Source organism: Streptomyces sp. TLI_55 (assembly GCF_900206255.1).
In the GTDB taxonomy this organism is placed as follows: Bacteria; Actinomycetota; Actinomycetes; order Streptomycetales; family Streptomycetaceae; genus Streptomyces; species Streptomyces aquilus.
The window spans coordinates 7,865,583-7,889,770 of sequence record NZ_OAOJ01000001.1; the positions used below are offsets into that span (position 1 = coordinate 7,865,583).

The 24,188-nt window shown below is 71.9% G+C and carries 25 protein-coding genes; 12 read left to right on the top strand and 13 right to left on the bottom strand.

Features of this window, described 5'->3' with window-relative positions:
- The first annotated feature begins 128 nt into the window (after positions 1-128).
- Positions 129-1,973 (top strand): glycoside hydrolase family 15 protein, encoded by a 1,845-nt coding sequence (locus CRP56_RS35955; protein ID WP_097271215.1) that lies wholly within the window; start codon positions 129-131, stop codon positions 1,971-1,973.
- Here the strand turns inward: CRP56_RS35955 and galE are convergent.
- The 6 genes from galE to CRP56_RS35985 all read right to left on the bottom strand — a co-directional run bounded on the left by galE (position 1,921) and on the right by CRP56_RS35985 (position 7,452).
- Positions 1,921-2,976: a UDP-glucose 4-epimerase GalE gene (gene galE, locus CRP56_RS35960; RefSeq protein ID WP_179851205.1), complete on the bottom strand. Its 1,056-nt coding sequence runs from the start codon at positions 2,974-2,976 to the stop codon at positions 1,921-1,923. The two genes, CRP56_RS35955 and galE, sit on opposite strands and share 53 nt — an antisense overlap.
- 96 nt (positions 2,977-3,072) lie before the next feature.
- A complete protein-coding gene (locus tag CRP56_RS35965; protein WP_079307412.1) occupies positions 3,073-3,600 on the bottom strand; it encodes an NUDIX hydrolase family protein in 528 nt (175 codons plus the stop codon).
- A gap of 24 nt (positions 3,601-3,624) precedes the next feature.
- Complete coding sequence (locus CRP56_RS35970) at positions 3,625-4,731, bottom strand: amidohydrolase family protein (protein WP_097271219.1); 1,107 nt, start codon at positions 4,729-4,731, stop codon at positions 3,625-3,627.
- A 1-nt stretch (position 4,732) separates the two neighbouring features.
- The gene (locus CRP56_RS35975; protein ID WP_097271221.1) at positions 4,733-6,136 is read right to left on the bottom strand and encodes a glutamine synthetase family protein; all 1,404 of its coding nucleotides are present in this window, start codon (positions 6,134-6,136) and stop codon (positions 4,733-4,735) included.
- A gap of 38 nt (positions 6,137-6,174) precedes the next feature.
- Complete coding sequence (locus CRP56_RS35980) at positions 6,175-6,981, bottom strand: SAM-dependent methyltransferase (protein ID WP_257041457.1); 807 nt, start codon at positions 6,979-6,981, stop codon at positions 6,175-6,177.
- Positions 6,982-7,122: 141 nt separating this feature from the next.
- Entirely contained in the window at positions 7,123-7,452 is a 330-nt protein-coding gene (locus CRP56_RS35985; protein WP_097271224.1) for a hypothetical protein, read from the bottom strand.
- Between the two features lie 144 nt (positions 7,453-7,596).
- Between CRP56_RS35985 and CRP56_RS35990 the strand changes: the two genes are divergently transcribed.
- The 9 genes from CRP56_RS35990 (at position 7,597) to CRP56_RS36030 (ending at position 16,338) form a co-directional block, all read left to right on the top strand.
- Positions 7,597-8,052 (top strand): potassium channel family protein, encoded by a 456-nt coding sequence (locus CRP56_RS35990; RefSeq protein WP_097271226.1) that lies wholly within the window; start codon positions 7,597-7,599, stop codon positions 8,050-8,052.
- Positions 8,053-8,104: 52 nt separating this feature from the next.
- On the top strand, positions 8,105-8,731 hold the full coding sequence (locus CRP56_RS35995; protein WP_097271227.1) for a helix-turn-helix domain-containing protein: 627 nt from the start codon (positions 8,105-8,107) through the stop codon (positions 8,729-8,731).
- 45 nt (positions 8,732-8,776) lie between these two features.
- Positions 8,777-10,117: a M24 family metallopeptidase gene (locus CRP56_RS36000; protein ID WP_097274781.1), complete on the top strand. Its 1,341-nt coding sequence runs from the start codon at positions 8,777-8,779 to the stop codon at positions 10,115-10,117.
- A complete protein-coding gene (locus CRP56_RS36005) occupies positions 10,104-11,081 on the top strand; it encodes a thiamine pyrophosphate-dependent dehydrogenase E1 component subunit alpha (protein WP_097271228.1) in 978 nt (325 codons plus the stop codon). Before CRP56_RS36000 ends, CRP56_RS36005 begins: the two co-directional genes overlap by 14 nt.
- Positions 11,069-12,049 (top strand): alpha-ketoacid dehydrogenase subunit beta, encoded by a 981-nt coding sequence (locus CRP56_RS36010; RefSeq protein WP_097271229.1) that lies wholly within the window; start codon positions 11,069-11,071, stop codon positions 12,047-12,049. The genes CRP56_RS36005 and CRP56_RS36010 overlap by 13 nt, the downstream gene beginning before the upstream one ends.
- Before the next feature lie 53 nt (positions 12,050-12,102).
- Positions 12,103-13,446 (top strand): amidohydrolase family protein, encoded by a 1,344-nt coding sequence (locus CRP56_RS36015; protein WP_097271230.1) that lies wholly within the window; start codon positions 12,103-12,105, stop codon positions 13,444-13,446.
- On the top strand, positions 13,443-14,312 hold the full coding sequence (locus CRP56_RS36020; RefSeq protein WP_097271231.1) for a cupin domain-containing protein: 870 nt from the start codon (positions 13,443-13,445) through the stop codon (positions 14,310-14,312). Before CRP56_RS36015 ends, CRP56_RS36020 begins: the two co-directional genes overlap by 4 nt.
- The gene (locus tag CRP56_RS36025) at positions 14,309-14,998 is read left to right on the top strand and encodes an SDR family oxidoreductase (RefSeq protein ID WP_097271233.1); all 690 of its coding nucleotides are present in this window, start codon (positions 14,309-14,311) and stop codon (positions 14,996-14,998) included. The genes CRP56_RS36020 and CRP56_RS36025 overlap by 4 nt, the downstream gene beginning before the upstream one ends.
- A 95-nt stretch (positions 14,999-15,093) precedes the next feature.
- The gene (locus CRP56_RS36030; protein WP_097271234.1) at positions 15,094-16,338 is read left to right on the top strand and encodes an amidohydrolase; all 1,245 of its coding nucleotides are present in this window, start codon (positions 15,094-15,096) and stop codon (positions 16,336-16,338) included.
- 12 nt (positions 16,339-16,350) lie between these two features.
- Here the strand turns inward: CRP56_RS36030 and CRP56_RS36035 are convergent, their stop codons facing one another.
- From CRP56_RS36035 to CRP56_RS36055, 4 genes are all read right to left on the bottom strand, one after another.
- Positions 16,351-17,163: an SAM-dependent methyltransferase gene (locus CRP56_RS36035; protein ID WP_097271236.1), complete on the bottom strand. Its 813-nt coding sequence runs from the start codon at positions 17,161-17,163 to the stop codon at positions 16,351-16,353.
- Between the two features lie 117 nt (positions 17,164-17,280).
- Complete coding sequence (locus CRP56_RS36040) at positions 17,281-17,613, bottom strand: DUF3140 domain-containing protein (protein ID WP_097271238.1); 333 nt, start codon at positions 17,611-17,613, stop codon at positions 17,281-17,283.
- A 28-nt stretch (positions 17,614-17,641) separates the two neighbouring features.
- On the bottom strand, positions 17,642-18,121 hold the full coding sequence (locus CRP56_RS36045; protein ID WP_097271240.1) for a Dps family protein: 480 nt from the start codon (positions 18,119-18,121) through the stop codon (positions 17,642-17,644).
- A gap of 191 nt (positions 18,122-18,312) precedes the next feature.
- The gene (locus CRP56_RS36055) at positions 18,313-19,110 is read right to left on the bottom strand and encodes an alpha/beta hydrolase (protein ID WP_097271244.1); all 798 of its coding nucleotides are present in this window, start codon (positions 19,108-19,110) and stop codon (positions 18,313-18,315) included.
- A 119-nt stretch (positions 19,111-19,229) separates the two neighbouring features.
- On the opposite strand from CRP56_RS36055, the gene CRP56_RS36060 reads away from it, so the two are divergent.
- Positions 19,230-20,003, top strand: a complete 774-nt coding sequence (locus CRP56_RS36060; RefSeq protein ID WP_097271245.1) for a sulfite exporter TauE/SafE family protein — start codon at positions 19,230-19,232, stop codon at positions 20,001-20,003.
- A gap of 25 nt (positions 20,004-20,028) precedes the next feature.
- On the opposite strand, the gene CRP56_RS36065 is transcribed toward CRP56_RS36060, so the two are convergent.
- Entirely contained in the window at positions 20,029-20,826 is a 798-nt protein-coding gene (locus CRP56_RS36065; protein WP_097271247.1) for a TIGR01458 family HAD-type hydrolase, read from the bottom strand.
- A gap of 50 nt (positions 20,827-20,876) precedes the next feature.
- Here CRP56_RS36065 and CRP56_RS36070 point away from each other — a divergent pair, with 50 nt between their 5' ends.
- Positions 20,877-21,623, top strand: a complete 747-nt coding sequence (locus tag CRP56_RS36070) for a cobalt-precorrin-6A reductase (RefSeq protein ID WP_097271250.1) — start codon at positions 20,877-20,879, stop codon at positions 21,621-21,623.
- On the opposite strand, the gene CRP56_RS36075 is transcribed toward CRP56_RS36070, so the two are convergent.
- Together CRP56_RS36075 and CRP56_RS36080 are read right to left on the bottom strand one after the other, a co-directional pair.
- The gene (locus tag CRP56_RS36075; protein WP_097271252.1) at positions 21,610-22,026 is read right to left on the bottom strand and encodes a hypothetical protein; all 417 of its coding nucleotides are present in this window, start codon (positions 22,024-22,026) and stop codon (positions 21,610-21,612) included. The two genes, CRP56_RS36070 and CRP56_RS36075, sit on opposite strands and share 14 nt — an antisense overlap.
- Before the next feature lie 43 nt (positions 22,027-22,069).
- Entirely contained in the window at positions 22,070-24,142 is a 2,073-nt protein-coding gene (locus CRP56_RS36080) for an MDR family MFS transporter (protein WP_097271254.1), read from the bottom strand.
- Positions 24,143-24,188 lie beyond the last annotated feature (46 nt).

The window sequence follows — 24,188 nt, forward strand, 5'->3', positions numbered from 1 at the left end:
GCGGCTTGACCCGCGTCGCGACTGAGGCGCAATATGTACGTATACACCGTAAATATACGCCTTTTTGAAAGGGTGGCGGATGAAGGGCACCGGGATGGAGAGCGGCATGACCGCGAGCGGACCCGACCATGAATGCACCCATTGAGGACTACGCCCTCCTCAGCGACCTGGAGACCGCCGCCATGATCGGCAGGGACGGTTCCGTCGACTGGCTGTGCCTGCCCCGCTTCGACTCGCCCGCCTGTCTGGCCGCCCTGCTGGGGACGCGGGACAACGGCCACTGGCGGGTGGCCCCCGTCGGCGGCGGCACCTGCGCGCACCGGGTATACCGGCGGGACACCCTGGTCCTCGACTCGCGCTGGGACACCCCCACCGGCGCCGTCCGGGTCACGGACTTCATGCCGCCCCGGGATCAACTGCCGTGTCTGGTGCGGGTGGTGGAGGGACTTACGGGCACCGTGCGGTTGCGCAGCGAGCTGCGGCTGCGTTTCCACCAGGGGCGGGTCACACCCTGGATCCGGGCCGTCGACCAGTGCGCGGTGGCGGTCGCCGGACCGGACGCCGTCTGGCTGCACACCGACGGCCGGGTGCGGGAGTCCGCGCGTGAGGACCGTACGGTGCACGAGTTCACCGTCTCGGCCGGACGACGGCTGGCGTTCACTCTGGTCTGGGCCCCCTCACACCTGCCGGAACCGCCCGCGCCGCTGTTCGTGCCCGCCGAGACGGTCCTGAAGGAGACGTGCGACTTCTGGCGCCGCTGGAGCGCCCGGTGCCGCTACGAGGGCCCGTACCGCGAGGCGGTGCTGCGCTCGCTGATCACCCTCAAGGCCCTCACCTACGCTCCCACCGGCGGCATCGTCGCGGCTCCCACGACCTCGCTGCCCGGGCGACTCGGCGGCGAACGCAACTGGGACCACCGCTACTGCTGGTTGCGTGACTCCACCCTGACCCTGTCCTGTCTGCTGCGCAGTGGCTACCGGGAGGAGGCGACGGCCTGGCTGGACTGGCTGGTGCGGGCCCTCGCCGGAGACCCGGCCGATCTCCAGACCGTGTACGGCGTCGGCGGCCAGCGTCTGCTGCCCGAGACCGAGGCGCCCTGGCTGCCCGGATACGAGGGCTCCCGGCCGGTCCGCTTCGGCACCGCGGCCGTGCAACAGTTCCAACTGGACGTGTACGGCGAGGTCCTGGACACGCTGTACCTCTCGCTGCGCGCCGGCATCCCGCTGCCGGCCCACCTCTGGGATCTGGTGGAGGCGCTCATGGCGCACCTCCAGCGGCACTGGCGCGAACCCGACCAAGGGCTGTGGCAGGTCCGCGGGCCGGCCCGGCAGTTCACGCACTCCAAGGTCATGGTGTGGGTGGCCGCCGACCGCGCGCTGCGGATGGGGCAGCTGCTCGGCAGGAACGGTGCCTCGGCCGATTGGCGGGCCATGCGGGACGAGATGCACCGGCAGGTCTGCCAGGAGGGCTGGAACCCGGCCCTGGGGTCCTTCGTCCAGTCCTACGGCTCCTCGGCCCTCGACGCCTCCGCTCTGCTGATTCCCCGGCTCGGCTTCCTGCCGGCCAGGGACGAGCGCGTGCTCGGGACCGTGCGGGCCATGCAGCGGCTGCGGCACGGCGGGTTCGTACGGCGGTACGCGCAGTCCGGGCCCGGTGTGCACGAGGTGGACGGCATGCCGGGCAGCGAGGGCGCGTTCGTGTCGTGTTCCCTGTGGTACGCCGACGCCCTCGCCGCGACCAGTCGTCCGGAAGAGGCGCGCGAGGCCTTCGAGCGTGTGCTCGCGATCCGCAACGACGTCGGTCTGCTCTCCGAGCAGTGGGACCCGGACGTGGGCCGCCAACTGGGCAACGCGCCGCAGGCGTTCAGTCACATCGCTCTCGTGGAGACGGCGTTCGCCCTCGCGGGGCGGCCCGCCCGGGTCACCTCTTCGAGCCCGGCCGCCGCGCCGACCCGGCGTACCCGTTCGGGTTGAGCTGCTGGAAGCGCCAGGTGTCCCGGCAGCTGTCGGTGAGGCCCCGGGTGGGTCGCCAGCCCCAGTCGCGTGCCACGGCACTCGTGTCGGCGACCAGCGCGGCCACGTCGCCCGGGCGGCGGGGTGCGAGCTCGTAGGGGACAGGCCTGCCGGACACGGCGGAGAACGCGGCGACGACGTCCAGGACCGAACTGCCCCGGCCGACACCCAGGTTGTACACATGCATGCCCGGCCCGTCGGCGAGATGGTCGAGGGCGACGCGATGGGCCTCGACGGTGTCCATGACGTGGAGATAGTCACGGATCGCGGTTCCGTCGGGCGTCGGATAGTCGTTCCCGTACACCCGAAGGCGGTGCTGTCGGCCGTCGGCGACTTGGGCCACGCACCGCATCAGGTTCTCGGGAGTGCCGCGGGGATCCTCGCCGAGCAGCCCGCTGGGGTGGGCGCCGGCCGGGTTGCAGTGCCGCAGGTTCAGCACGGTGTACTCGGGGCACCGTCGGCAGACGTCGGCGAGGATCTGCTCGCAGAGCCACTTGGAGGCCGCGTATGGGTTGGTGGGCCGGGCCGGGGTGGTCTCGGGCAGAGGGCCGGGCCCCGCCTCGCCGTAGATCGCGCAGGACGACGAGAACACGAGCTGGTACACCCCGTGCTCGTGCATGGTCATGAGCAGGGCCGTGGTGCCGCCGACGTTGGCGTCGTAGTACTCGACGGGCATGCGCGTGGAGGTGCCCACGGCCTTGTACGCGGCGAAGTGCATGACGGCGTCCACCGCATGCCGGTCGAACACGGCCGACAGAGCGCGACGGTCACGGACGTCCAGTTGGTAGACGGCGCCCACGAACCGGCCGGCGATCCGCTCCACGCGGGTCAGGACCTGCGGGGTGCTGTTGGAGTAGTCGTCGACCACGATCACCTCGTAGCCGTGGTCGAGCAGGACGACGCAGGCGTGACTGCCGATGAAACCGGCTCCGCCGGTCACGAGCACGGTCGAGGGTGGGCTCATGGGCCCGGATCCTTCGCTCCAGACGCCGTATGTTTACGACGTATATGCCCAACTGTCCCCTCATTGTCCGCGAGCGTCAAGCGTCTGCCGACGCGGTCAGATCACGCACCCCACATGCGCCAGCGCCTGCTTCAGCAGCACCCCGTGCCCGCCCGGCATCTCGCTCTGCACCGCCTCCGACAGCGCTTCCTGGGGGCTGAACCAGACCAGGTCGAGAGCGTCCTGCCGGGGGCGGCAGTCGCCCGTCACCGGGACGACGTAGGCCAGCGACACCGCGTGCTGACGGGGGTCGTGGTACGGCGTGATGCCCTGCGTCGGGAAGTACTCGGCGACCGTGAAGGGCTGCGGGGCGGTCGGGATGCGGGGCAGCGCCACCGGGCCGAGGTCCTTCTCCAGGTTGCGCATGAGGGCGTCGCGGACGCGCTCGTGGTGCAGCACGCGGCCGGAGACCAGCGTCCGGCTGACCGTTCCGTCGGGGCCGATGCGCAGCAGCAGGCCGACGCTGGTGACTTCGCCGCTGTCGTCGACGCGCACGGGCACCGCCTCGACGTACAGGATCGGCATCCGGGCACGCGCCTGCTCGAGGTCGTCGGTCGTCAGCCAGCCGGGCGTGGTTTCGGTCATGTCAGACATTGCTTGATCATACTTTCAGGAGGGGCCGGAAAGGCGGTAGAGCCGACGCGCATTGTGTGCTCCCGCCCACTCCGCGAGCCGCAGCGCGTCGGGGCGGCTCAGCTCGTCGGCGTCCACCCGGTCCTGGAGCAGTTCGCCCAGTCCCCGGCGGAACGCCAGCGCGCCGAGCCGGTAGAACTCGGCGAGACCGTAGGCGTCGGAGCTGTACAGCAGTTTGCGGAACGGTGTGATCTCCAGTGCCTCCTCCAGGACGGCCCGGGCCCGCGCCGGGCCCACATGGTGCAGGGTGAGGCCGACGTCCAGGTACACCTGCTCGAAGACCGCGGCCAGATAGCCGGCCTGCCGCTGGTACGGCCAGCAGTGCAGCAGCAGGACGGGGATGGTACCGGCGGTCAGGTGCAGCCAGTCCGTGAGGTGGGCGGGGTCGACTTGGTGCAGGCGGATGTCGTTGTCGCCGAAGCCCGTGTGGAGCTGGAGGGGGAGGCCGAGGTCGACGGCCGTCCACAGGAGGTGCCGTACCAGGACCGGGTCTGTCAGCCGCCCGCCCGCCGCCAGGCGCTCCCGGGCCGCACGCTCCACCTCCGCGGCCGACGGCCGGGCCGGGTCCAGGTCGAAGCCCGTGCGGTAGGCCGCCACCGACTTCACCGCCACCACCCGCGGGCGCCGGACGGCCCGGAGAGCGGCCGTGCGGAAGGCGTCGGCGTAGTCGTCGGGCTCGACGCCCTTCGCCACCAGCGCTTCCTCCACGCTCTCCAGCCGTACGACCTCGTACACGTCGTCCGCGGCCAGCTCGGTCGGGCCGAAGCCGGTGTCCAGGAAGTAGCTGCCGGTGCCCGCGGAGGCCAGGAAGCGCCGGTTCACCTCCCGCGCGCCCAGTTCCGCCCGGCGCGCCAGATACTCCTCCGGCGGGGCGTGCCGGTCCAGGTCCAGCAGGGGCGCGCAGTGGCGGCGGACCGAGACGCCGACCGGGGTGTCGAAGGGGGAGATGCCGCTGCCCGGCCAGCGGCCGCCCTCGGTGAGGAGGGCCTCGAAGCCGTCCCGGTCGAGGTCCTCGGTGACCACGCCGTGGCAGTGGTGGTCGACCAGGCTCAGGCGCGCGAGCGCCTCGTGGACCGCGGTCATGTCAGTACTTCCAGCGGTACGCCGCCGCGATCCCGGCGTCGTCAAGGCCGGCCACGGACGCGGCCTCGCCTTCCCTTACGGCGATCACCGCGTCGGCGAGGACCGGGCCGAGGGCGCCCCGCAGACACTCGTCCTTGCGGAACTCGGCGACCGCCTCGGCGAGCGAGGTCGGCAGCCGGCGTACCCCCTGGGCCGCCGCCCGGTCGGCGTCGAGCAGGGCCGGGTCGCCGGTGATCTCCTCGGGGAGCACGGCGGCCGAGGCGATGCCGTCGAGGCCCGCCGCGATGACGGAGCCGAGGGCCAGATACGGGTTCGCCGCCAGGTCGACCGGCTTGACCTCCAGGTTGGCGGCCTGGTCGCGCAGGCCCAGCGTGCCGGTGACGACACGGACCGCGGCCTCGCGGGTCTCGCGGCCCCACGCGGTGAACACCCCCGCCCACTGGGAGGGTTTGAGGCGCAGGTAGCTCGCCGGGCTCGGGGCGGTGACGGCCGTGAGCGCGGGGAGGTGGGACAGGACACCGGCCGCGAACGCCTCCGCGTCGGCCGTCATGCCGTACTGACCCCCGCCGCCCGTATGCAGGTTGGCGCCCTCGCGCCAGGCGGAGAGATGGAGGTGGCCGCCGTTGCCGACACCCTCGGCGAAGACGGCCGGGGCGAACGACACGACCAGACCGTGTCGTTGGGCGACCGCCCGGATCGTCTGGCGTACGAGCACGCTCCGGTCGGCCGCCGCCACCGGGTCCAGGGCGCCGACCGACACCTCGAACTGCCCTGCCGCGTACTCGGGATGGAGCTGGTCGACCTCGACGCCCTGCGCCGCGAACGCCGCCAGCAGGTCGGCCGTGTACTCACTCAGCTCGACCTGGCGGACGGCTCCGTAGGCCGGACCCGACAGCGCGGGCGTGAAGTCGCCCTGGGCCGCCGGGCCTTGGCCCACCGCCCACTCGACCTCGACGGCCGCCTTGAAGGCCAGACCGTGCCGCAGCTCGGCGTCCGCGACGAGCCGGCGCAGCAGCGTGCGGGTGCAGCCGGGGTGCCGCTCGCCCTCCTGGGTGATCCGGTCGACCGGCGCCCACGCCCAGCCGGGCTGCCCGGCGAGGACCACCAGCTGGTCGAGGTCGGGGTAGAGCCGCAGGTCGCCGTCGGGCGAGCCCAGGACGTCGGTCGTCACGATGGAGTCGTTGGCGAGGAAGGTGTCGAACACCGGGGACATGCCGACGCCCCAGGCCGCCGCCGAGGCGAGCTTCGCCGTGGGCACCGTCTTCACCCGGCCGACGCCCGCGGTGTCGACGTACGCCAGCACCACCCCGTGCACGCCTCTCCCGGACAGCTCGCCGCTCAGCGCGGTGGCGCGCTCGACGTCACCGGGACGTCCGCCGGGTACGGGGTCGGCAAGGGTGGTCATACGTCCTCCACGACGGGTCTGCCGGTACGGGTCCCGTGTCAGGGTTTCACGGCCACCGCGCCGAACTGCGGCACCACGACAGGCGAGTTCACGTCGGCCCGCCACTGCGAGCACGACACCAGGCCCGGGTCGAGGAAGTCGAGGCCCTCGAAGAACGCGGCGATGTCCGTGCCGCTGCGGGCCGTGATCGGCGGGGTGGCGTTCTCGTTCCAGAACTTCATCGCCGGGATCTGGCCCGCGCCACCGAGCTCGTGGTCGAAGGTGGGGTGGGTCAGCACGAGACAGCTGCCGGACGGGACCGCCGCCAGGACCTGGCGGACGATGTCCCGGGCCTTGTCGTAGTCGAGGACGAAGTTGAGGATGCCCAGCATCATCACGGCGACGGGACGGCTGAAGTCCAGGGTGCCTCCGGCCCGTTCGAGGATCGCGGCCGGGTCGTGGACGTCGGCGTCGATGTAGTCGGTGACGCCCTCGGGGGTGCTGGTCAGCAGGGTGCGGGCGTGGGCGAGGACGATCGGGTCGTTGTCGACGTAGACGATCCGCGCGTCCGGCGCGATGCGCTGGGCGATCTCGTGGGTGTTGTCGACGGAGGGCAGACCGGTGCCGATGTCCAGGAACTGCCGCACCCCGCGGTCGCCGGCCAGATGGGTCACCGCGCGGCCGAGGAACTCGCGGTCGGCGCGGGCGATGTCCCGGATGATCGGGAACATCGTGGCGACGTGCTCGCCGACCTGCTGGTCGACCTCGTAGTTGTCCTTGCCGCCGATCCAGTAGTTCCACACGCGCGCGTTGTGCGCGACGGCGGTGTTGAGCCTCGACGTCCCGCTGGAGGGGGTGTCACTCACGTCGTCCGTCCTCTCCTCGCCCCTGTGATCCCGCGATCCCGCGATCGAGGCACCGCCGACCGCCGGTGCCATTGTGCCGCCCGATGATCACGATGTCCCGGGAATCCGGCAGAGGAGAGGGTGAGCGTGGCCGCCCGCGGCTCAGTCCGGCCGTTCGGGCGAGCGGTGGGGGAAATGGGGGCGGTGGCGTGGCGGGTGCGCGGCGCGTTCCTGTTCCGCCTTCCGGGCCCGCTCGGCGAGGCCCGCCTCCAGGACGTGCACCTTCCGGCTGCCGCACCGCGGGCAGACCGCCTCGGCGAGCGGCGATCTGACGGCCCGGCCCGCCTCGTCGACGTACTCCTGGGTGGTCAGGCCCGAGGGGTCCAGCGGGTCCGTGAAGAACATGACCTGGAACGTGGCCTCCCAGTCGTGCCCGCAGTCTCCGCAGGCGAACGCGAACGTCTCCGGCACGGATCGGGGCTGGGGCGTCACGGGTCCTCCGGCGTTGTCCAAGCGGCCCTCACAGCCCACATCGGCCGTGGCCGCGCGGCAACTCGAACGCCCCGCCCGGCATGCCCGCCCCGCGGGCGGCGCCGACACTGGGCCCATGGCCCGTCCGCGTCCCAAGGAGTCGTCATGCTGCCCGGATTTCTCACCAGGGCGGTCGCGGTGTTGCTCGGCCGGGAGGGGCGGTCCCTGCATCTGAAGGCGGCGGGCGCGGCGACGGCCGTCCTGGTCGTGGTGATGCTCGCCGGGTCATGGGCCGTGATCGGAGCCGAAGAGGGAGCGCGGGGCGCGAATCTGACGTCGTACCCGAAGGCCCTGTGGTGGTCGATCGAGACCGCGACGACCGTCGGGTACGGCGACTTCTTCCCCGTGACCCCGTGGGGCCGGGTCGTCGGCGCGGTCGTGATGGTCGTCGGGATCACCACGTACGGCATGGTCACCGCCGCGCTGGCCACCTGGTTCGTCGGACGGGAGCAGAAGCGTCGGCACCATCTGGCGTACGGCGCCCACGAGTTGGGCGAGGAGGCGGTGCGCGCGCTGCACGAACGCTTCGACCGGCTGGAGCGGTTGCTGGACGGCAAGTGAGCCGCGGCTGTTCAATGAAACTGCACACGACCGTCCACGAGAGGTGCCGCCCGTGTCCCCAGCCGACGTGCCGCCCGTCGGTGCCCGCATCCGCCAGGCGCGCCAGGAGCGCGGCGTGAGTCTGCGCGGCCTGGCCCGCGAGGTCGGCGTCTCCGCGAGCCTGGTCTCCCAGATCGAGACCGGCAAGAGTCAGCCGTCGGTGAGCACGCTGTACGCGATCACCACGGTCCTGAACATCTCCGTGGAGGCTCTCTTCGAGCAGCGGGAGACGGTCGCCGCGACCGGCAGTGCCTTGGTGGCGCACGCCCTCGCCGCCTTCGCGGCCGACCCTGCGCGGCGCATCGGACCACTGATCACGCCCGGTGAGCGCGAGGTGCTGGAGCTGGACTCCGGTGTCGTGTGGGAGCGGCTCGGGCATGTCCCGGGCACGGACGTGGACTTCCTGCTCGTCACCTACCGGCCCGGTGGCTCCTCCTCCACCTCGGGCGGCCTGATGCGCCACGCGGGCACTGAGTACGGCTATCTGATCTCCGGCGAACTCACCCTCACCCTCGGTTTCGAAACGCACACACTGCGTCCCGGCGGTGCGGTCTGCTTCGAGTCGACGACCCCGCACCGCTACTGCAACGATGGAGAGGAACCAGCCACCGGGGTATGGTTTGTGTTCAGTGACACTTGACACCCTCCCCGCGCGGTCGTTCACTCCGCAATGGGGGTGGTCGCCATGGCGATCCGCACATTCGGACCCAACGCCGTCGACTGGGAACAGCGCATCGACCTCGACCGGCTGCGCCGACAGCGGCCGGCCCGGCTCCACGAGGCCCTGAACCGCTCCTCGCTCGGCGCGCTGCTCAGCTTCGACTTCGCCAACATCCGCTACATGACCGCCACACACATCGGCACCTGGGCGATGGACAAGCTGATCCGCTTCGCCCTGCTGGTGCGCGGCGGCGACCCGGTCGTCTGGGACTTCGGCTCCGCCGCCCGCCACCACCAGCTGTACAACCCGTGGCTGGACTACAGCGACGGCAAGGAGGGCCCGCCCACCGGCGCCCGCGCCGGCATCTCCACCCTGCGCGGCGCCTTCCACCCGGACGCGGGCATCGCCGCGGACGTGGCCCGGAAGATCGCCGCCGAGTTGCGTGAACACGGCCTGGCGGGCGAGCCGTTGGGCATCGACGTCGCCGAGATGCCGATCCTGGCCGCGCTGCGCGCCGAGGGCATCGACGTCGTCGACGGCCAGCAGGTCTTCCTGGAGGCCCGCCGCACCAAGACCCAGGACGAGATAGCCCTGCTCACCCAGGCCTGCGCGATGGTCGACGCGGCCTACGAGGAGCTGTACGGGTATCTGCGCCCCGGAGTGCGGGAGAACGAGTGTGTCGGCCTGGTGAGCAAGGTCCTGTACGACCTCGGCAGCGAGTACGTCGAAGGCGTCAACGCCATCTCCGGCGAACGCTGTTCACCCCACCCGCACGTCTACAGCGACCGCCTGATCCGCCCCGGCGACCCCGCCTTCTTCGACATCCTGCACAGCCACCTCGGCTACCGCACCTGCTACTACCGCACCTTCGCGGTCGGCAGCGCCTCCCGCGCCCAACGGGACGCCTACGTCCGCTGCCGGGAGTACATGGACCAGGCCATCGCCCTCGTCCGCCCAGGTGCCACCACCGCCGACATCGTCCAAGTCTGGCCGCGCGCCGAGGAGTTCGGCTTCGCCGACGAGACCGCCGCGTTCGCCCTCCAGTACGGCCACGGGGTGGGCCTGTCGATCTGGGAGAAGCCCATCTTCAGCCGCCTGGTCTCCCTCGACCACCCCGAAGTCCTCGAAGAGGGCATGGTGTTCGCCCTGGAGACCTACTGGCCCGCCGCCGACGGCTGGTCCGCGGCCCGCATCGAGGAGGAGCTGGTCGTCACCGCGGACGGCTGCGAGGTCATCACCAAGTTCCCGGCCGAGGAACTCCTCGTCGCGGGCCGCAAGTACTGGACGGTCGGCGGCGAACTGAACACGCGACGGGAGTCGCAGTCCCATCTCAACACCACAGGTACCGGCGATGGACACCGCTGAACTCCTCGCGATGTACGAGCAGATGGCCGTCATCCGCCGCACCGAGAAGGCCGCCCACGACCTGTTCCTCCAAGGCCTCGTCAAGGGCACGACCCACCTCGCCGCCGGCCACGAGGCGATCGCCGTCGGCGCGAGCGCCGCGCTGCGCCCGGACGACTACGTCTTCGCCACCTACCGCGGCCACCACCACGCGATGGCCCGCGGCGCCGGCCCGGAGGAGTGCCTCGCCGAACTCATGAGCAGGGCCACGGGGTTGTGCGGTGCCAAGGGCGGCTCCATGCACCTCACCAAGGCCGCCACCGGCATGCTCGGCTCCTACGCCATCGTCGGCGCCCACCTCCCGATGGCGGCCGGTGCCGCGTGGTCGGCCCGGCTGCGCGGCACCGGTCAGATCGCCGTCGCCTTCTTCGGGGACGGCGCCACCAACATCGGTGCCTTCCACGAGGCGCTCAACCTGGCCGCCGTGTGGAAGCTGCCCGTGCTGTTCGTCTGCGAGAACAACCTCTACATGGAATACACCCCGATCGCCGACGTCACCGCGGTGGCCCGCCCGGCGGCCGACCGGGCGCCCGCGTACGGCATCCCCGGCGAGAGCGTCGACGGCAACGACGTCGTGGCGGTACGCGACACCGTGGCCCGGCTCGCGGGGCGGGCGAGGGCAGGAGAGGGGCCCGCTCTGCTGGAGGCCGCCACCTACCGGCACTTCGGGCACAGCAGGTCCGACCCGGCCGCCTACCGCCCGGCCGAGGAGGTCGAACGCTGGCTCAAGCACGACCCGTTGGACATCGCACGGGGCCGGCTGACCGAGCTGGGGGTGCCCGCGGAGACGGTCACCGCGGCCGACGAGCGCGCACAGGAGGCCGTACGGCAGGCGGTGGACGCGGCGAAGAACGCTCCCGCGCCCGAGCCGGGTGCCGCGTTGACCGACGTGTGGGCGGACGGAGGTGCCGCATGGCGGACGTGATCACCTATCGGGAGGCCGTCGCCGAGGGCATCGCGCGGGAGATGCGGCGGGACGCGGCCGTGGTCTGCCTCGGGGAGGACATCGGGGCGGCGGGCGGCGTGTTCAAGACCACCGCCGGGCTGATCGAGGAGTTCGGGCCGGAGCGGGTGTGGGACACGCCGATCTCCGAACAGGCCATCGTCGGCGCGGCGATGGGCGCCGCGATGACCGGGATGCGGCCGGTCGCGGAGATCATGTTCTCGGACTTTTTGGCCTGCTGTTGGGACTACCTCGCCAACGAGATACCCAAGGTGCGTTACATGACGGGAGGTCAGGTCACCGTGCCCCTCGTCGTTCGCACCGCCAACGGCGGCGGGCTCGGCTTCGGTGCCCAGCACTCGCAGGCCACCGAGAACTGGGCGCTGACCGTCCCGGGGCTGAAGATCGCCGCGCCCGCCACGCCCGCCGACGTGGTCGGCATGATGGCGGCGGCGATCCGCAGCGACGACCCGGTGGTGTTCTTCGAGCACAAGGGCCTGCTGGCGTCCAAGGGTTCGCCCGCGCCGCCGGACCATGTGGTCGAGCTGGGCCGCGCGGCCGTCGTGCGGGAGGGCGCCGACGTGACCCTGGTGGCCCTCGCCGCGATGGTTCCGCTGGCGTTGCGGGCCGCGGCGCTGCTCGCCGAGGAGGGTATCGAGGCCGAGGTCGTCGACCTGCGCTGTCTGGTGCCGCTGGACATGCGCACCGTCCTCGCCTCGCTGGCCCGCACGTCGCGGCTGGTCACCGTCGAGGAGAACCCGTACCAGGGCGGCTGGGGCGCCACCGTCGTCTCGGTCGTCGCCGACGAGGGCTTCGGCCTGCTGGACGCACCCGTGCGCCGCGTGGCGGGGGAGTGTGTGCCGCTGCCCTTCGCGGACGCGCTGGAGGAGCGGGTCATCCCGACCGTCGACAAGGTCGTGGCAGCCGTCCGCGACCTCACCGCGTACTGAAGAACAGCCGAAGGGCCCCACCGCGTACCGAACACCCCGAAGGAGGAAGGGCGATGACCGTTCGGACACTCCTGCGCGCAGGTCAGGTGATCTCGATGGACCCCGACATCGGGGACCTTCCCCAGGGGGACGTCCTCATCGAGGACGGGAGGATCGAGGCCGTGGCGCCGCGGATCGACGCGGACGCCGAGGTCCTCGACATGACGGGCCGGATCGTGATCCCCGGCTTCGTCGACACCCACCGCCACACCTGGGAGGCCTCCATCCGCGGGGTCGCCCCCGACGCCACCCTCGACGACTACTTCGTCGACATCCTCGACACCTTCGCCCCGCTCTACACCCCGGAGGACGTCTACGCGGCGAACCTGGCGGGCGCCCTGGAGTGCCTCAACGCCGGCATCACCACGCTCGTCGACTGGTCCCACATCAACAACACCCCCGCCCACCCCGACGCCGCGATCCAGGCCCTCACCGAGTCCGGCATCCGGGCGCAGTACGCGTACGGCAGCGCCAACACCTCCCTCGCGGACTACTGGTTCGAGAGCAAGATCGCGATACCGGGCGACGACGTGCGCCGCATCCGCACCGAGTACTTCGCCTCCGACACCGGCCTGCTGACCCTGGCCCTCGCCACCCGCGGCCCCGGGTTCTGCGTGAACGACGTCGTCACCGCCGAATGGGCCCTCGCCCGCGACCTGGACATCCCGATCACCGTGCACGTGGCGATGGGCCGCCTCGCCGGCCGCTTCGGCATGGTCAAGCAGCTCCACGACCTCGGCCTCCTCGGCCCCGACACCACGTACATCCACTGCTGTTACCTCCACGAGGACGAGTGGCGGATGGTCGCCGACAGCGGCGGTACGGTGTCCATCGCGCCGCAGGTCGAGACGCAGATGGGACACGGCTGGCCACCGGTGATGAAGGCCATCGAACACGGACTGCGCCCCTCGCTCAGCATCGACGTCGTCACCACCGTCCCCGGCGACATGTTCACCCAGATCCGCGCGGCCTTCGGCGCCGAGCGCGCCCGGCTCAACGCGGACTGCTGGCACGCCAACATGCCGGTGCCGGACACCATGTTGACGGCACGTCAGATGCTGGAGATCGCCACCCGCAACGGCGCCCATGTGGCCGGCCTGGAGGACCGCACCGGCTCCCTGACCCCCGGCAAGCGCGCCGACGTCGTCGCGATCGACGCCACCGCGCTGAACGTCGCCCCCGTGCACGACCCCGCCGCCGCCGTCACCCTGTCCGCCGACGTCTCCAACGTGGACACCGTCATCGTCGACGGCGTGATCCGCAAGCGGGACGGCAGGCTGACGGCCGACGTGGCCCGCGCCCGGCGCCTGGTGGAGGAGTCCCGTGACCGGCTCCTGGCGGCGAAGGCGGCCCGGTGACCGCGCACCTGGTGCGTCGCGCCGCCGAGGTCCTCGCGCCGGAAGTCGACGAACACGGCTACCGGCGGCGGGAGTTGGTCGGTGAGACGGACGGGAGCGTGCACACCGGCTTCGGTGTCTGCGAGCTGCGGCCGGGCGGCCGGGTCGGCGCGCATGTGCACTCGTACGAGGAGAGCTTCCACCTCCTCGACGGGACCGTGATCCTCGATCTGCCCGAGGGGTCGTACCTCCTCGAAGAGGGCGACTACGGCCTGCTGCCGACCGGTGTCCCGCACGCCTGGCGGGGCGCGGGGGACACCGGCGCACGCTGGGCCGACATGCTCGCCCCCGTGCCGCGCGCCCGCTACGGGTACGACACCCAGCCCGTGCCCGACCTGCCCGTCCGGGACCCTGTCCGGATCGACGTCCGTGACCTCCGCACCCGCTCCTTCGGCCACTTCGAGCCCGCGCAGATGGACCCCGGCAAACAGTCCCAGGACCTGCTGGCCGTGTCGGCGAGCATGCGGACCGCGCTGCTCGTCTACAGCGGGATCACGGTCAAGATGATGGTCGACGCCGACCTGGGCGCGGTCGCCTCGACGATGTTCATGGTGCAGTACGCCGTCGACGGCGTCGCGGGCACCCACGACCACCCCTTCGAGGAGACGTACTTGATCCTCGAAGGGGTGGTGGAGGCGACCTTCGACGACGCGCGCTACCACCTCGGACCCGGCGATCTCGCCTGGGCGGGCGCCGGTTGTGTGCACGGGTTCACCAACGCCGGTGCGGGCCCGGTGCGTTGGCTGGAGACGCAGGCCCCGCAGCCGCCGTCCCGGCACTCCTACCGCTTCACCCGGGACTGGGACTATCTGAGGGGCATGCGATGAACCGGGTCGTGGTGATCGGCGGGACCTCCGGCATCGGCCGGGAGTTCGCACGGATGCGCGCGGGACGCGGCGACGAGGTGCTGATCACCGGCCGCGACGCCCACCGCACCGACACCGCGGCCAAGGAGATCGGCGCCCGCGGCCTCGCCCTGGACCTCTCCCGCCCCCGGGAGATCGGCGCCGCGCTGGCCGGTGTCGGACGCGTCGACCATCTGGTGCTGGCCGGGGTCTCCCGCGACGACAACCGGGTGGCCGCCTACGACGTCGACGCCGCTGTCCACCTCGTCACGCTCAAGCTCGTCGGCTACACCGAGGCCGTGCACGCCCTGCGGCCCGGCCTGCACGCCGACAGCGCGATCGTGCTGTTCGGCGGGCAGGCCAAGGAGCGGCCCTATCGGGGCGCGACGACCGTGGCGACCGTCAACGCGGGGGTGACCGGCCTTGTGCACACGCTCGCCGTGGAGCTCGCGCCCGTCCGGGTCAACGCCGTCCACCCGGGGGTGGTCGGGGACAGCCCCTACTGGCGGGACAAGCCGGACGAGGTGCTGGCGGGGCTGCGGGAGCGCACCCCGACGGGGCGGCTCGCGGCGATGGCCGACGTCGTGGACACCGTGGACTTCCTGCTGCGCAACCGGGCCGTCAACGGGGTGGGGCTGGCCGTGGACGGGGGCTGGCTGCTGGGGTGAGGTCCCGCCCCGGCGACTCCACGCCGTGAAGCGGTGGAGTCGCCGGGGCGGGGAACCCGCTCACGAGGCCCACTTTCGAGGAGAGAGGGAGCGCGATGACCGACCCCGCCGCAGTCGCCCGGCTCACCGAGGATCTGACCGCCGGGCTGAAGACCGGCGACCTGGAGGACTTCTACCGCGACCTGCACCGCCACCCCGAGCTGTCCTTCCAGGAACACCGCACCGCCGCCCGGCTCGCGGCCCGGCTGCGCGCGGCCGGGTTCACGGTGACCGAAGGCGTCGGCCGCACCGGCGTGGTCGGTGTGCTGGCCAACGGGGACGGGCCCGTGGTGTGGCTGCGCGGCGACATGGACGCGCTGCCGGTGCAGGAGGCGACCGGGCTGCCGTACGCCTCGACGGTCGACGGCGTGATGCACGCCTGCGGGCACGACTGCCACGTCACCTGGCTCGCGGGGGCCGCGGAGGCGCTCGCCGCCGGGCGTGCCGCCTGGTCGGGGACGCTGGTGGCGGTCGGGCAGCCCGCCGAGGAGGCCGGCGGGGGAGCGGGCGTGATGGCCGCGGACGGGGTGCACGAGCGTTTCCCGTACCCGGACGTGGTCCTCGGCCAGCATGTCGTCCCCGGGCGCACCGGCTGCTACTCGCACACCCCCGGCCTGATCATGTCCGCGTCCGACGGCGTCGAGGTCGTCGTACCCGGCGTCGGCGGCCACGGCTCGCGCCCCGAGTCCACCGTCGACCCCGTCGTCACCGCCGCGCACATCGTCACCCGGCTCCAGACCGTGGTCTCCCGGGAGGTCGCCGCGAAGGACTCGGCGGTGCTGACGGTGGGGCAGTTCCACGCCGGGACGAAGAGCAACATCATCCCCGCCGAGGCGCGGCTCGCGCTGAACCTGCGCAGTCAGGACGACCGGGTGCGGGAGCGGATCCTCACCGCGGTGCGGCGGATCGTCGAGGGCGAGTGCCTGGCGGCGGGCTGCCCGGTGCCGCCGGAGATCACCGTGATCCCCGGGTATCCGAACACCGTCAACGACGCCGCCCTCGACCGGGAGATCGCGGCCGTGCACCGCGAACTGTTCGGCGCCGACGCGGTGTTCGACTTCGGCCCGGAGATGGGCAGCGAGGACTTCTCCCTGCTCGCGCCCCCGGGAGTGCCCTACGACTACTGGTACGTGACCTCGACACCGCACGAGGTGTGGGAGACGGTCCCGGGGGAGACGGACGCGGAGCGGTTCGGCAACGTGCCCGACAACCACAGCCCGTTCTTCGCCCCCGACCTGTCGGTGCTGGCCCCCGGAGTGCGGACGCTGGTGTCGGCGGCGCTGAGCCGCCTCACGGCCTGACGCTGAGCCACCTCACGGCTTGATGCCGACCGCGCCGTACAGCGACACCGGCCCGGGGCCGATGTCCGACTCGCCCTCCGCGAGCTCGGGGCGCCAGTCCCGTACGGACACGATCCCGGGCTCGACGAGGTCGAGTCCCTTGAAGAAGCGGCCCACTTGGGCCCGGTCGCGGGCGACGAGGGTGACGCCCGACGCCTGGTAGGCGGCGATGCCCTCGTGCACCTGCTCCGGTTCGAAGTCGGCGGTCATGCACGACAGCACCAGACAACTGCCCGGCGCCAGCGCGTCGACCAGGGCGGCGACGATGTCGTAGGCGCCGTCCTCGTCCGCGATGAAGTGCATCAGCGCGATCAGCGAGAGGGCGACCGGACGCTCGAAGTCGAGGATCCTGCCCGCCTGTTCGAGGATCTGCTCCGGGTCGCGGGCGTCGGCCTGGACGTACTCCGTCACGCCCTCCTCGGTGCCGCGCAGCAGCGCGCCGGCGTGGGCGAGGACGATCGGGTCGTTGTCGACGTAGACGACCCGGGCGTCCGGGGCGACCCGCTGGGCTATCTGGTGCAGGTTGGGCTCGGTGGGGATGCCGGTGCCGATGTCGAGGAACTGGCGGATGCCGGCGGAGCCCACGAGCCGGCGCGTGGCCCGGTGCATGAACCACCGGTTGGCCCGCGCGGCCCGTGGCGCGTCGCCGTTCAACGAGGCGATCCGGCGGCCGAGTTCCTCGTCGACCGGGTAGTTGTCCTTGCCGCCGAGATACCAGTCGTAGACCCGGGCCGGGTGCGGCCTGGTCGTGTCGATCAGCGGGGCGGCCGGCTCGGTCCCGGGCACGTGTGACTCCTCTGCTCGCTCGGCAGGACTGCGAGCAGTGTTTCACGATCATCCGCGCGGGCCGCAGTCGGTCTTCGGCCACCTCTTTCGCGTCAACCCGGCTGCCGCGCAAGGACGTTACGGCCTGAGCGGATCGTGCCCCAGCGTCATCAGCTGGTGCCGCCGCCGGGTCTCCTCGGGCTCGGGTTCGTTCTCGACGTCCGCCTGCGCGGTGACGGTGTCCACCACCTCGTACATCACTTCAATGTCGTCGTCGGTGAGGTCCGTGCGCCGCTTCTGCAGGATCGCCAGGACATGCTGTCCGGTGGGGGTGCCGGCGTGCTCCGGCACGGGTTCCGTCTCCTCGGAGGCGTCGCTGACGCGCAGCCAGGCGGCCAGCTCCTGCGAGGTCATGTTGACGACACGGTGGAAGTCCTCCCACAGCGCGTCGAGTTCGAGGGCGTCCGTCATGGCGGCCTCCTTCCTCGTGCGTGTGCGGTCAGTCCCGGGGCCAGTTCTCGGCCTCGAACATCCAGCGCTGCTTCTCCAGTTCGGCGGTGATGCCGATGAGCAGGTCCTGGGTGACCGGGTCGGCCTTGTCGGTGGCGTCGATGCGGTCGCGCAGCCGGCCGATCGCCGACTCCAGCGTCTCGACCATCAGCCGCACTACCTCGTCGTCCCGCAGCCAGCCCGCCTTCGCGCCGGGCAGCGCGTAGGCGGCGGCGACCGTCTCGGGCCGGCCGTCGGGCGGCAGCCCGAGCGCGGCGGCGCGCTCCGCCACCGTGTCGGAGTACGTGCGGGCCGTCGCGACGACCTCGTCCAGCTGGAGGTGGATGGACCGGAAGCGCGGGCCCACGATGTTCCAGTGCGCCTGCTTGCCGACGAGCGAGATCCCGAGCAGATCCACGAGGGTGCTCTGCAACGCCTCTCCGGCCACCTCGCGGGCGGCGTCGGGAAGGGTGCTCTTCACCACAGTCATACAGTGCTCCTCCTTGGGGCATCGTCCGTGCCGGTACGGAGCAGCGCGGCGCGTTCCCGCTCGCAGGTACCGCCCCGGACACCCGAGGTCTGTCCGCTGCGGAGCGCCCAGGCACTCGGGCAGGCCGCGTGCCGCAACCACTCCATGCGGGCGCGGGTGCCCAGGGCGAACCGGTGCAAACGCCCTGACGATCAACCGTGGAACACGCCCTCCAGGAAGCGGGTGAGGTCGGCGAACACCTCCGCCCGGTTCGTCTCGTTGAACACCTCGTGCCGGGCGCCCGGGTAGATCCGCTCGGTCAGCCTGCCCCCGCTGAGCCGCTCCACCCCGCCCCGGCTGCCCGACAGGGGCACCAGCCGGTCGTCGTCGCCGTGCAGCCACAGCACCGGGAGCGGGCCGACGTCCCCGCCCTCGGCGACGGTCTCCAGCGTCCGTACGAACGACTCGACCGTAGGCCGCTTCATCGGCCCGTGCCACACCAGCGGATCCGCCGCGTACGCCGTCCCGACCGCCGGGTCGCGCGACAGCGAGGCCGTGCTGATGGGTGTGTCCGGGATCTCGTCGAGGGCGAGCAGCTGCCGGGGCAGATACCAGTCCCCGATGACCGGCCCGGACAGGACGAGCGCGGTGAGCTCGGCGCCGTACCGCTGGGCGAAGCGGGCGGCGATCAGACCGCCCATGGAGTGGCCGATCAGCACCAGCGGCACCCCGGGACGGCCGGCCCGGGCCAGGTCGGCCACCGCGTGCACCTCGGTGACCACGTCCTCGAAGTCCTCGACCAGCACCCGCTCGCCCGCCGATTTCCCGTGCCCCCGGTGATCGGGCCCGAAGACGGCCGCGCCGTGCGCGACAAGGACGTCGGCGAGCTCCTCGTACCGCCCGATGTGCTCCCCGTACCCGTGCACCACGAGGGCCAGGTAGCGGGGCGCGGGGTGCGGCCACTCCCGTACGACGATCCCGGGAAGCGTGTGCTCGCGGGCCTCGGCCATCTCTCCTCCAGCTGCGTCGGTGAAGGTCCCGGGAGATCCTCCCAGGCGGCTGGCAGTCGGCCCAACCAGCGAGACGCCCCTACGACGGCCGGATAGCTGCGCATAGCATCGGTCTCCGCATGAACACGATGACGCTCTGGGACATCTCCGGCTGGGGGTTCGCCGCACTCGCCTTCGCGGCGCTGCTCGTCGGCTTCTCCAAGACCGCCGTGAGCGGCGCCAACACGGTCAGTCTCGCCGTCTTCGCGGCGGTCCTGCCCGCCCGCGCCTCCACCGGCGTGCTGCTGCCGATCCTCATCGCCGGGGACGTGCTCGCCGTCCTCACCTACCGGCGGCACGCCCACTGGCCCACACTGTGGCGGCTGTTCCCGGCCGTCGCGGCGGGCGTGGTGTTCGGGACGCTGTTCCTGATGTGGGCGGACGACGCGATCGTCCGGACGTCGATCGGCGCGATCCTGCTGCTGATGGCGGGCGTGACGATCTGGCGCCGCCGCACGGCCGACGCCGCCGACGACCCGGACGCGGTCACCACCCGGGCGGGCCGCGTCAAGGCCCGCTCCTACGGCGTCCTCGGCGGCTTCACCACGATGGTCGCGAACGCGGGCGGCCCGGTGATGTCGATGTACCTGCTGTCGGCGGGCTTCCGGAAGCTCGGCTTCCTGGGCACCTCCGCCTTCTTCTTCCTCATCGTCAACACGTCCAAGGTGCCCTTCAGCGTGGGGCTCGGACTGATCGACGGGAACTCACTGCTCCTTGACGCCGCGCTCGTGGCGTTCGTCGTGCCCGGCGCGTTCATCGGCAAGTGGGCTGTGAACAGGATCAACCAGCGACTCTTCGAACAACTGGTGATCGCGGCGACCATCGTCGGCGGCCTGCAACTACTGCTGCGCTGACGCCCGGCCCCTTTGTCTCCGCCGCCTACTCCTGCGCCGACCACGCCCGCAGCAGCGCCGGCAGCTCCGCGAACGAGTCGATCACATGATCCGGCGTACCACTCGCGTCCCGCAGCGTCTCCGGCAGGAACTTCCCGGTCCGCACCAGCACCCCGGTGACCCCGGCCGCCTGCGCCGCCAGCACGTCCGACTCGACGTCGTCCCCGACCATCACCGCCTCGTCCGCACCGACCCCCAGCCGGGCGAGCGCCGACGCGAAGAACGCCCGCGACGGCTTCCCCGTCACCACCGCCTCGGTACGGGCGGCCTTCTCCAGCCCGGCCAGGAACGCTCCCGCGTCCAACTGCAACCCGTCCTCCGTACGCCAGTACAGGTTCCGGTGCATCGCCACCAGCCGCGCCCCGCGCTGGAGGTGCCCGAACGCCCGGTTCAGCGCCGCATACCCGAACTCCTCCCCGGCACCACCCAGGACGACGACGTCCGGATCGTCGTCGACGAGGTCGACGAGGCGCACGCCCGCCAGATCCTCCCGCACGTCCCCGCTGTTGAGCAGCGCACACCGCGCCCCCGGAAAGTGCTCGGCGAGATACCCGGCCGTCACCGCCGGCGCCGTCATGATGTCCTCGGCCGCCACCGCGAACCCGGCCTCGGCGAGCGTCCCGGCGATCGACGCCCGCGTCCGCGAGGTCGTGTTGGTCACCAGGGCGACTCCCAGCCCGGCCGCGCGGATCTCCCGCAGGGCCTCGACCGCGCCGGGGAGCGGCTCCCAGGAAACGGTCAGCACACCGTCGATGTCGATGAGCACAGCACGCACAGACGTCATGCCCGGACCATAGCGAGGGTGCCCGGGGCTATCGCCGTAGGCTCTGCCTCATGTCCCCCCACGTGCTCATCCTCGGCGGCACCACGGAGGCCCGTGAACTCGCCGCCGCGCTCACCGCGCTGCCCGGCGTCCGCGTCACCACCTCCCTCGCGGGCCGCGTGACCCGGCCGGGGACGGTCACCGGGGACATCCGCATCGGCGGTTTCGGCGGCGCGGACGGGCTCGCCGCCTGGCTGCGGGACCAGCGCGTGGACGCCCTCGTCGACGCCACCCACCCCTTCGCCGAGGCGATCACCGCCAACGCCGCCCGCGCCGCCGCGGCGACCGGCGTTCCGGCGGTGGTCCTGCGCCGCCCGGGCTGGCGGCCCGGCCCGCAGGACCGCTGGTACCCGGTCGGCTCCCTGGCGGAGGCCGCCGGTCTGCTCCCCCTGCTCGGCCCCCGGGTGTTCCTCACCACGGGCCGCCTGGGCCTCGCCGCCTTCGCCCATCTGACGGAGCTTCACTTCGTCGTACGGTCCGTCGAGTTGCCCGAGCCGCCCATGCCCCCGCGCACCGAAGTCCTGCTCGCACGCGGCCCGTTCACCGTCGACGACGAGACCACCCTGCTCACCACGCACTGCATCGACGTCGTGGTGACGAAGGACAGCGGGGGAGCGGCGACGGCCGCCAAACTCACGGCCGCCCGCCGACTCGCGCTGCCCGTCGTGGTCGTACGACGTCCGGCCCTGCCCCCCGACGTGACGGCCTTGTCCGACGTGCCCGCGGTCCTGGAGCGGCTCGGCCTCAGCTCTCGATGACCGAGGCCCGCATCCGGTCGATCACGCGCAGTACCTCGGTGCGGTTCTTGGCGCTCTTGATCCATGCGGGCAGCCGTGCGACGGCGGTCATCTTGCGGCCGTGCTCGTACCAGGGGTCCCGCTCCCGCAGGTCCGCCGCCACGAACCGGCGGATCAGGTCGAGGTGTTCGAGGTTGTACGCCCAGATATCGCCGTGCCGGGTCTCGGAGCGCAGCCACAGCGGTGGCCGGCAGCAGCAGGTACTCGTCCGGCACAGTCCGCAGGACCGGCAGACCACCCGAGCCTCGGGACGGGCGTGCCGCTCGTAATGGGCGACCCGGTCGCAGCGCGGGCAGCGGACCAGCGCCGCGTCGGCGAAGTCGTACGAGAGCAGGCCGGGATCGTGGAAGCGGACGGGAGGCATGCCGGGAGTATGACGACGGCCTGGCCGCCCCGGCACCTGGTTTTCAGTGGCTCGCGGCCAACTCCGGCTGCCGCTGCGGCAGTCCGGTGCTGAGGTCCTCCACCAGCAGCCGCTTGGAGATCGTGTCCACCGCGGCCCGCAGATCCGTGCCCGCCGGGCGGCCGATGTCCTGCTGCACCCGCTCCTCCAGCCAGGTCGCCCAGGCCTTGCTGATGACATGGGCCTCGCGGGCCCCTGCCTCGGTGTGCGAGAACAGGGAGCCCGCGCGGGTCAGATAGCCCTCGTCGACCATCCGGTCGAAGACCGGCAGCAGCACCTCGGGCGGCATGTGGCGGCGGGCGGCGATCAGCCCGAGGCCGGCGTGCCCCACCAGCCGCGTGAACAGCTCCACCTGCATCACGGCCCACGCGCCCGCGATGTCGAGGCGGGTGTCGGAGTCCGCCATGATCCGGCGCGCGGTGTTCAGATCCGTACCACCGATGATCTTTCCGACGGCCGCTTCCAACACCCGCTGCGAGTCCGCCCCGGACGGCTGCCCGAACCCCTCACCCATGTCGGTCGAGGCGGCCCGGGCGCTGTCGCGCAACCGCACCTGCTTGAGGAACAGGGCGACGACGAAGCCGAGGGCCGCCACCGGCACCGTCCACAGGAAGACGGTCTGGATGGTGTCGGCGTAGGCGTCGATGATCGGGGCCGCCGCGGCCGACGGCAGTTGGTGCACGCCCTCCGGGCTGGTCGCCGCCTTGGCGATGGTCGCGGGGGCGACGCCGCTGCCCGCCCGCGCGGCCTCGGCGACGGCGTCCTTGAGGTTCGGGGCGAGGGTGTTGGCGTAGATGGTGCCGAAGACGGCGGTGCCGAACGAACTGCCCAGCGTACGGAAGAAGGTGACGCCGGAGGTCGCGGTGCCGAGGTCGGCGTACTCGACGGTGTTCTGCACGGCGATCGTCAGCACCTGCATGCACAGGCCGATGCCGGTGCCCAGCACGAACATGTACAGCGACTCCAGCCACGCCCCGGTGTCCGGCCCCATCAGCGACATCAGATAGAGCCCGAGCCCCATCACCAGGGAGCCGGCGATCGGGAAGAGCCGGTACTGCCCGGTCTTGCTCACCACGTTGCCGCTGACGACGGACGCGATGAGCAGGCCGATGACCATGGGCAGGGTGCGGACGCCGGAGATCGTGGCCGAGTCGCCGTCGACGTACTGGAGATAGCTCGGCAGATACGTCATCGCGCCGAGCATGGCGAAGCCGACGATGAAGCTGAGGATCGAGCAGACCGTGAACACCGGGTTGGCGAACAGCCGCATCGGCAGCATCGGTTCCTTCGCCCGGGTCTCCGCCCAGCAGAACAGGCCGAGCGCGATCGCACCGCCGACGAACAGGCCGATGATGACGCCGGAGCCCCACGCGTACTCGTTGCCGCCCCAACTCGTCGCCAGGATCAGGGCGCTGGCGCCCGCCGCGACCAGGGCGATGCCGAGGTAGTCGATGACCGGCCGGGACGCCGACTTCACCACGGGGATCGTGCGAGCCGCGGCGATCACGACGACGATCGCGATCGGGACGTTGACGTAGAACGCCCAGCGCCAGGTCAGATGGTCGGTGAACAGGCCGCCCAGGAGCGGGCCGATGACGGTGGCCACCCCGAACACGGCGCCGATCGCGCCCTGGTACTTGCCGCGTTCGCGCAGCGGGATGACGTCGGCGATCAGCGCCATCGCCGTCACCATGAGCCCGCCCGCGCCGACGCCCTGCACGGCCCGCCAGGCGATCAGCAGCGTCATGTTCCCGGCGAGACCGCACAGGAACGAGCCGGTGATGAACACGATCGCCGAGACCTGGAAGACCACCTTGCGGCCGAACAGGTCGCCGAACTTGCCCACCAGCGCGGTCGAGACCGTCTCAGCGAGCAGATAGGCGGTGACCACCCAGGACATGTGCGCGGCACCACCGAGGTCCGACACGATCGTCGGCAGCGCGGTGCCCACGATCGTCTGGTCCAGTGCCGCCAGCAGCATCCCCAGCATGATCGTCACGAAGACGACGTTCCGCTGACGCTTGTCCAGCACCGGTGGCTCGGCGGCGGCCGGCGCGGTTTCCTCGGTGATCGTCACGAGGTCACGATCACACCGGCGGCCCAGCCCCGCATGCGGGACGGGC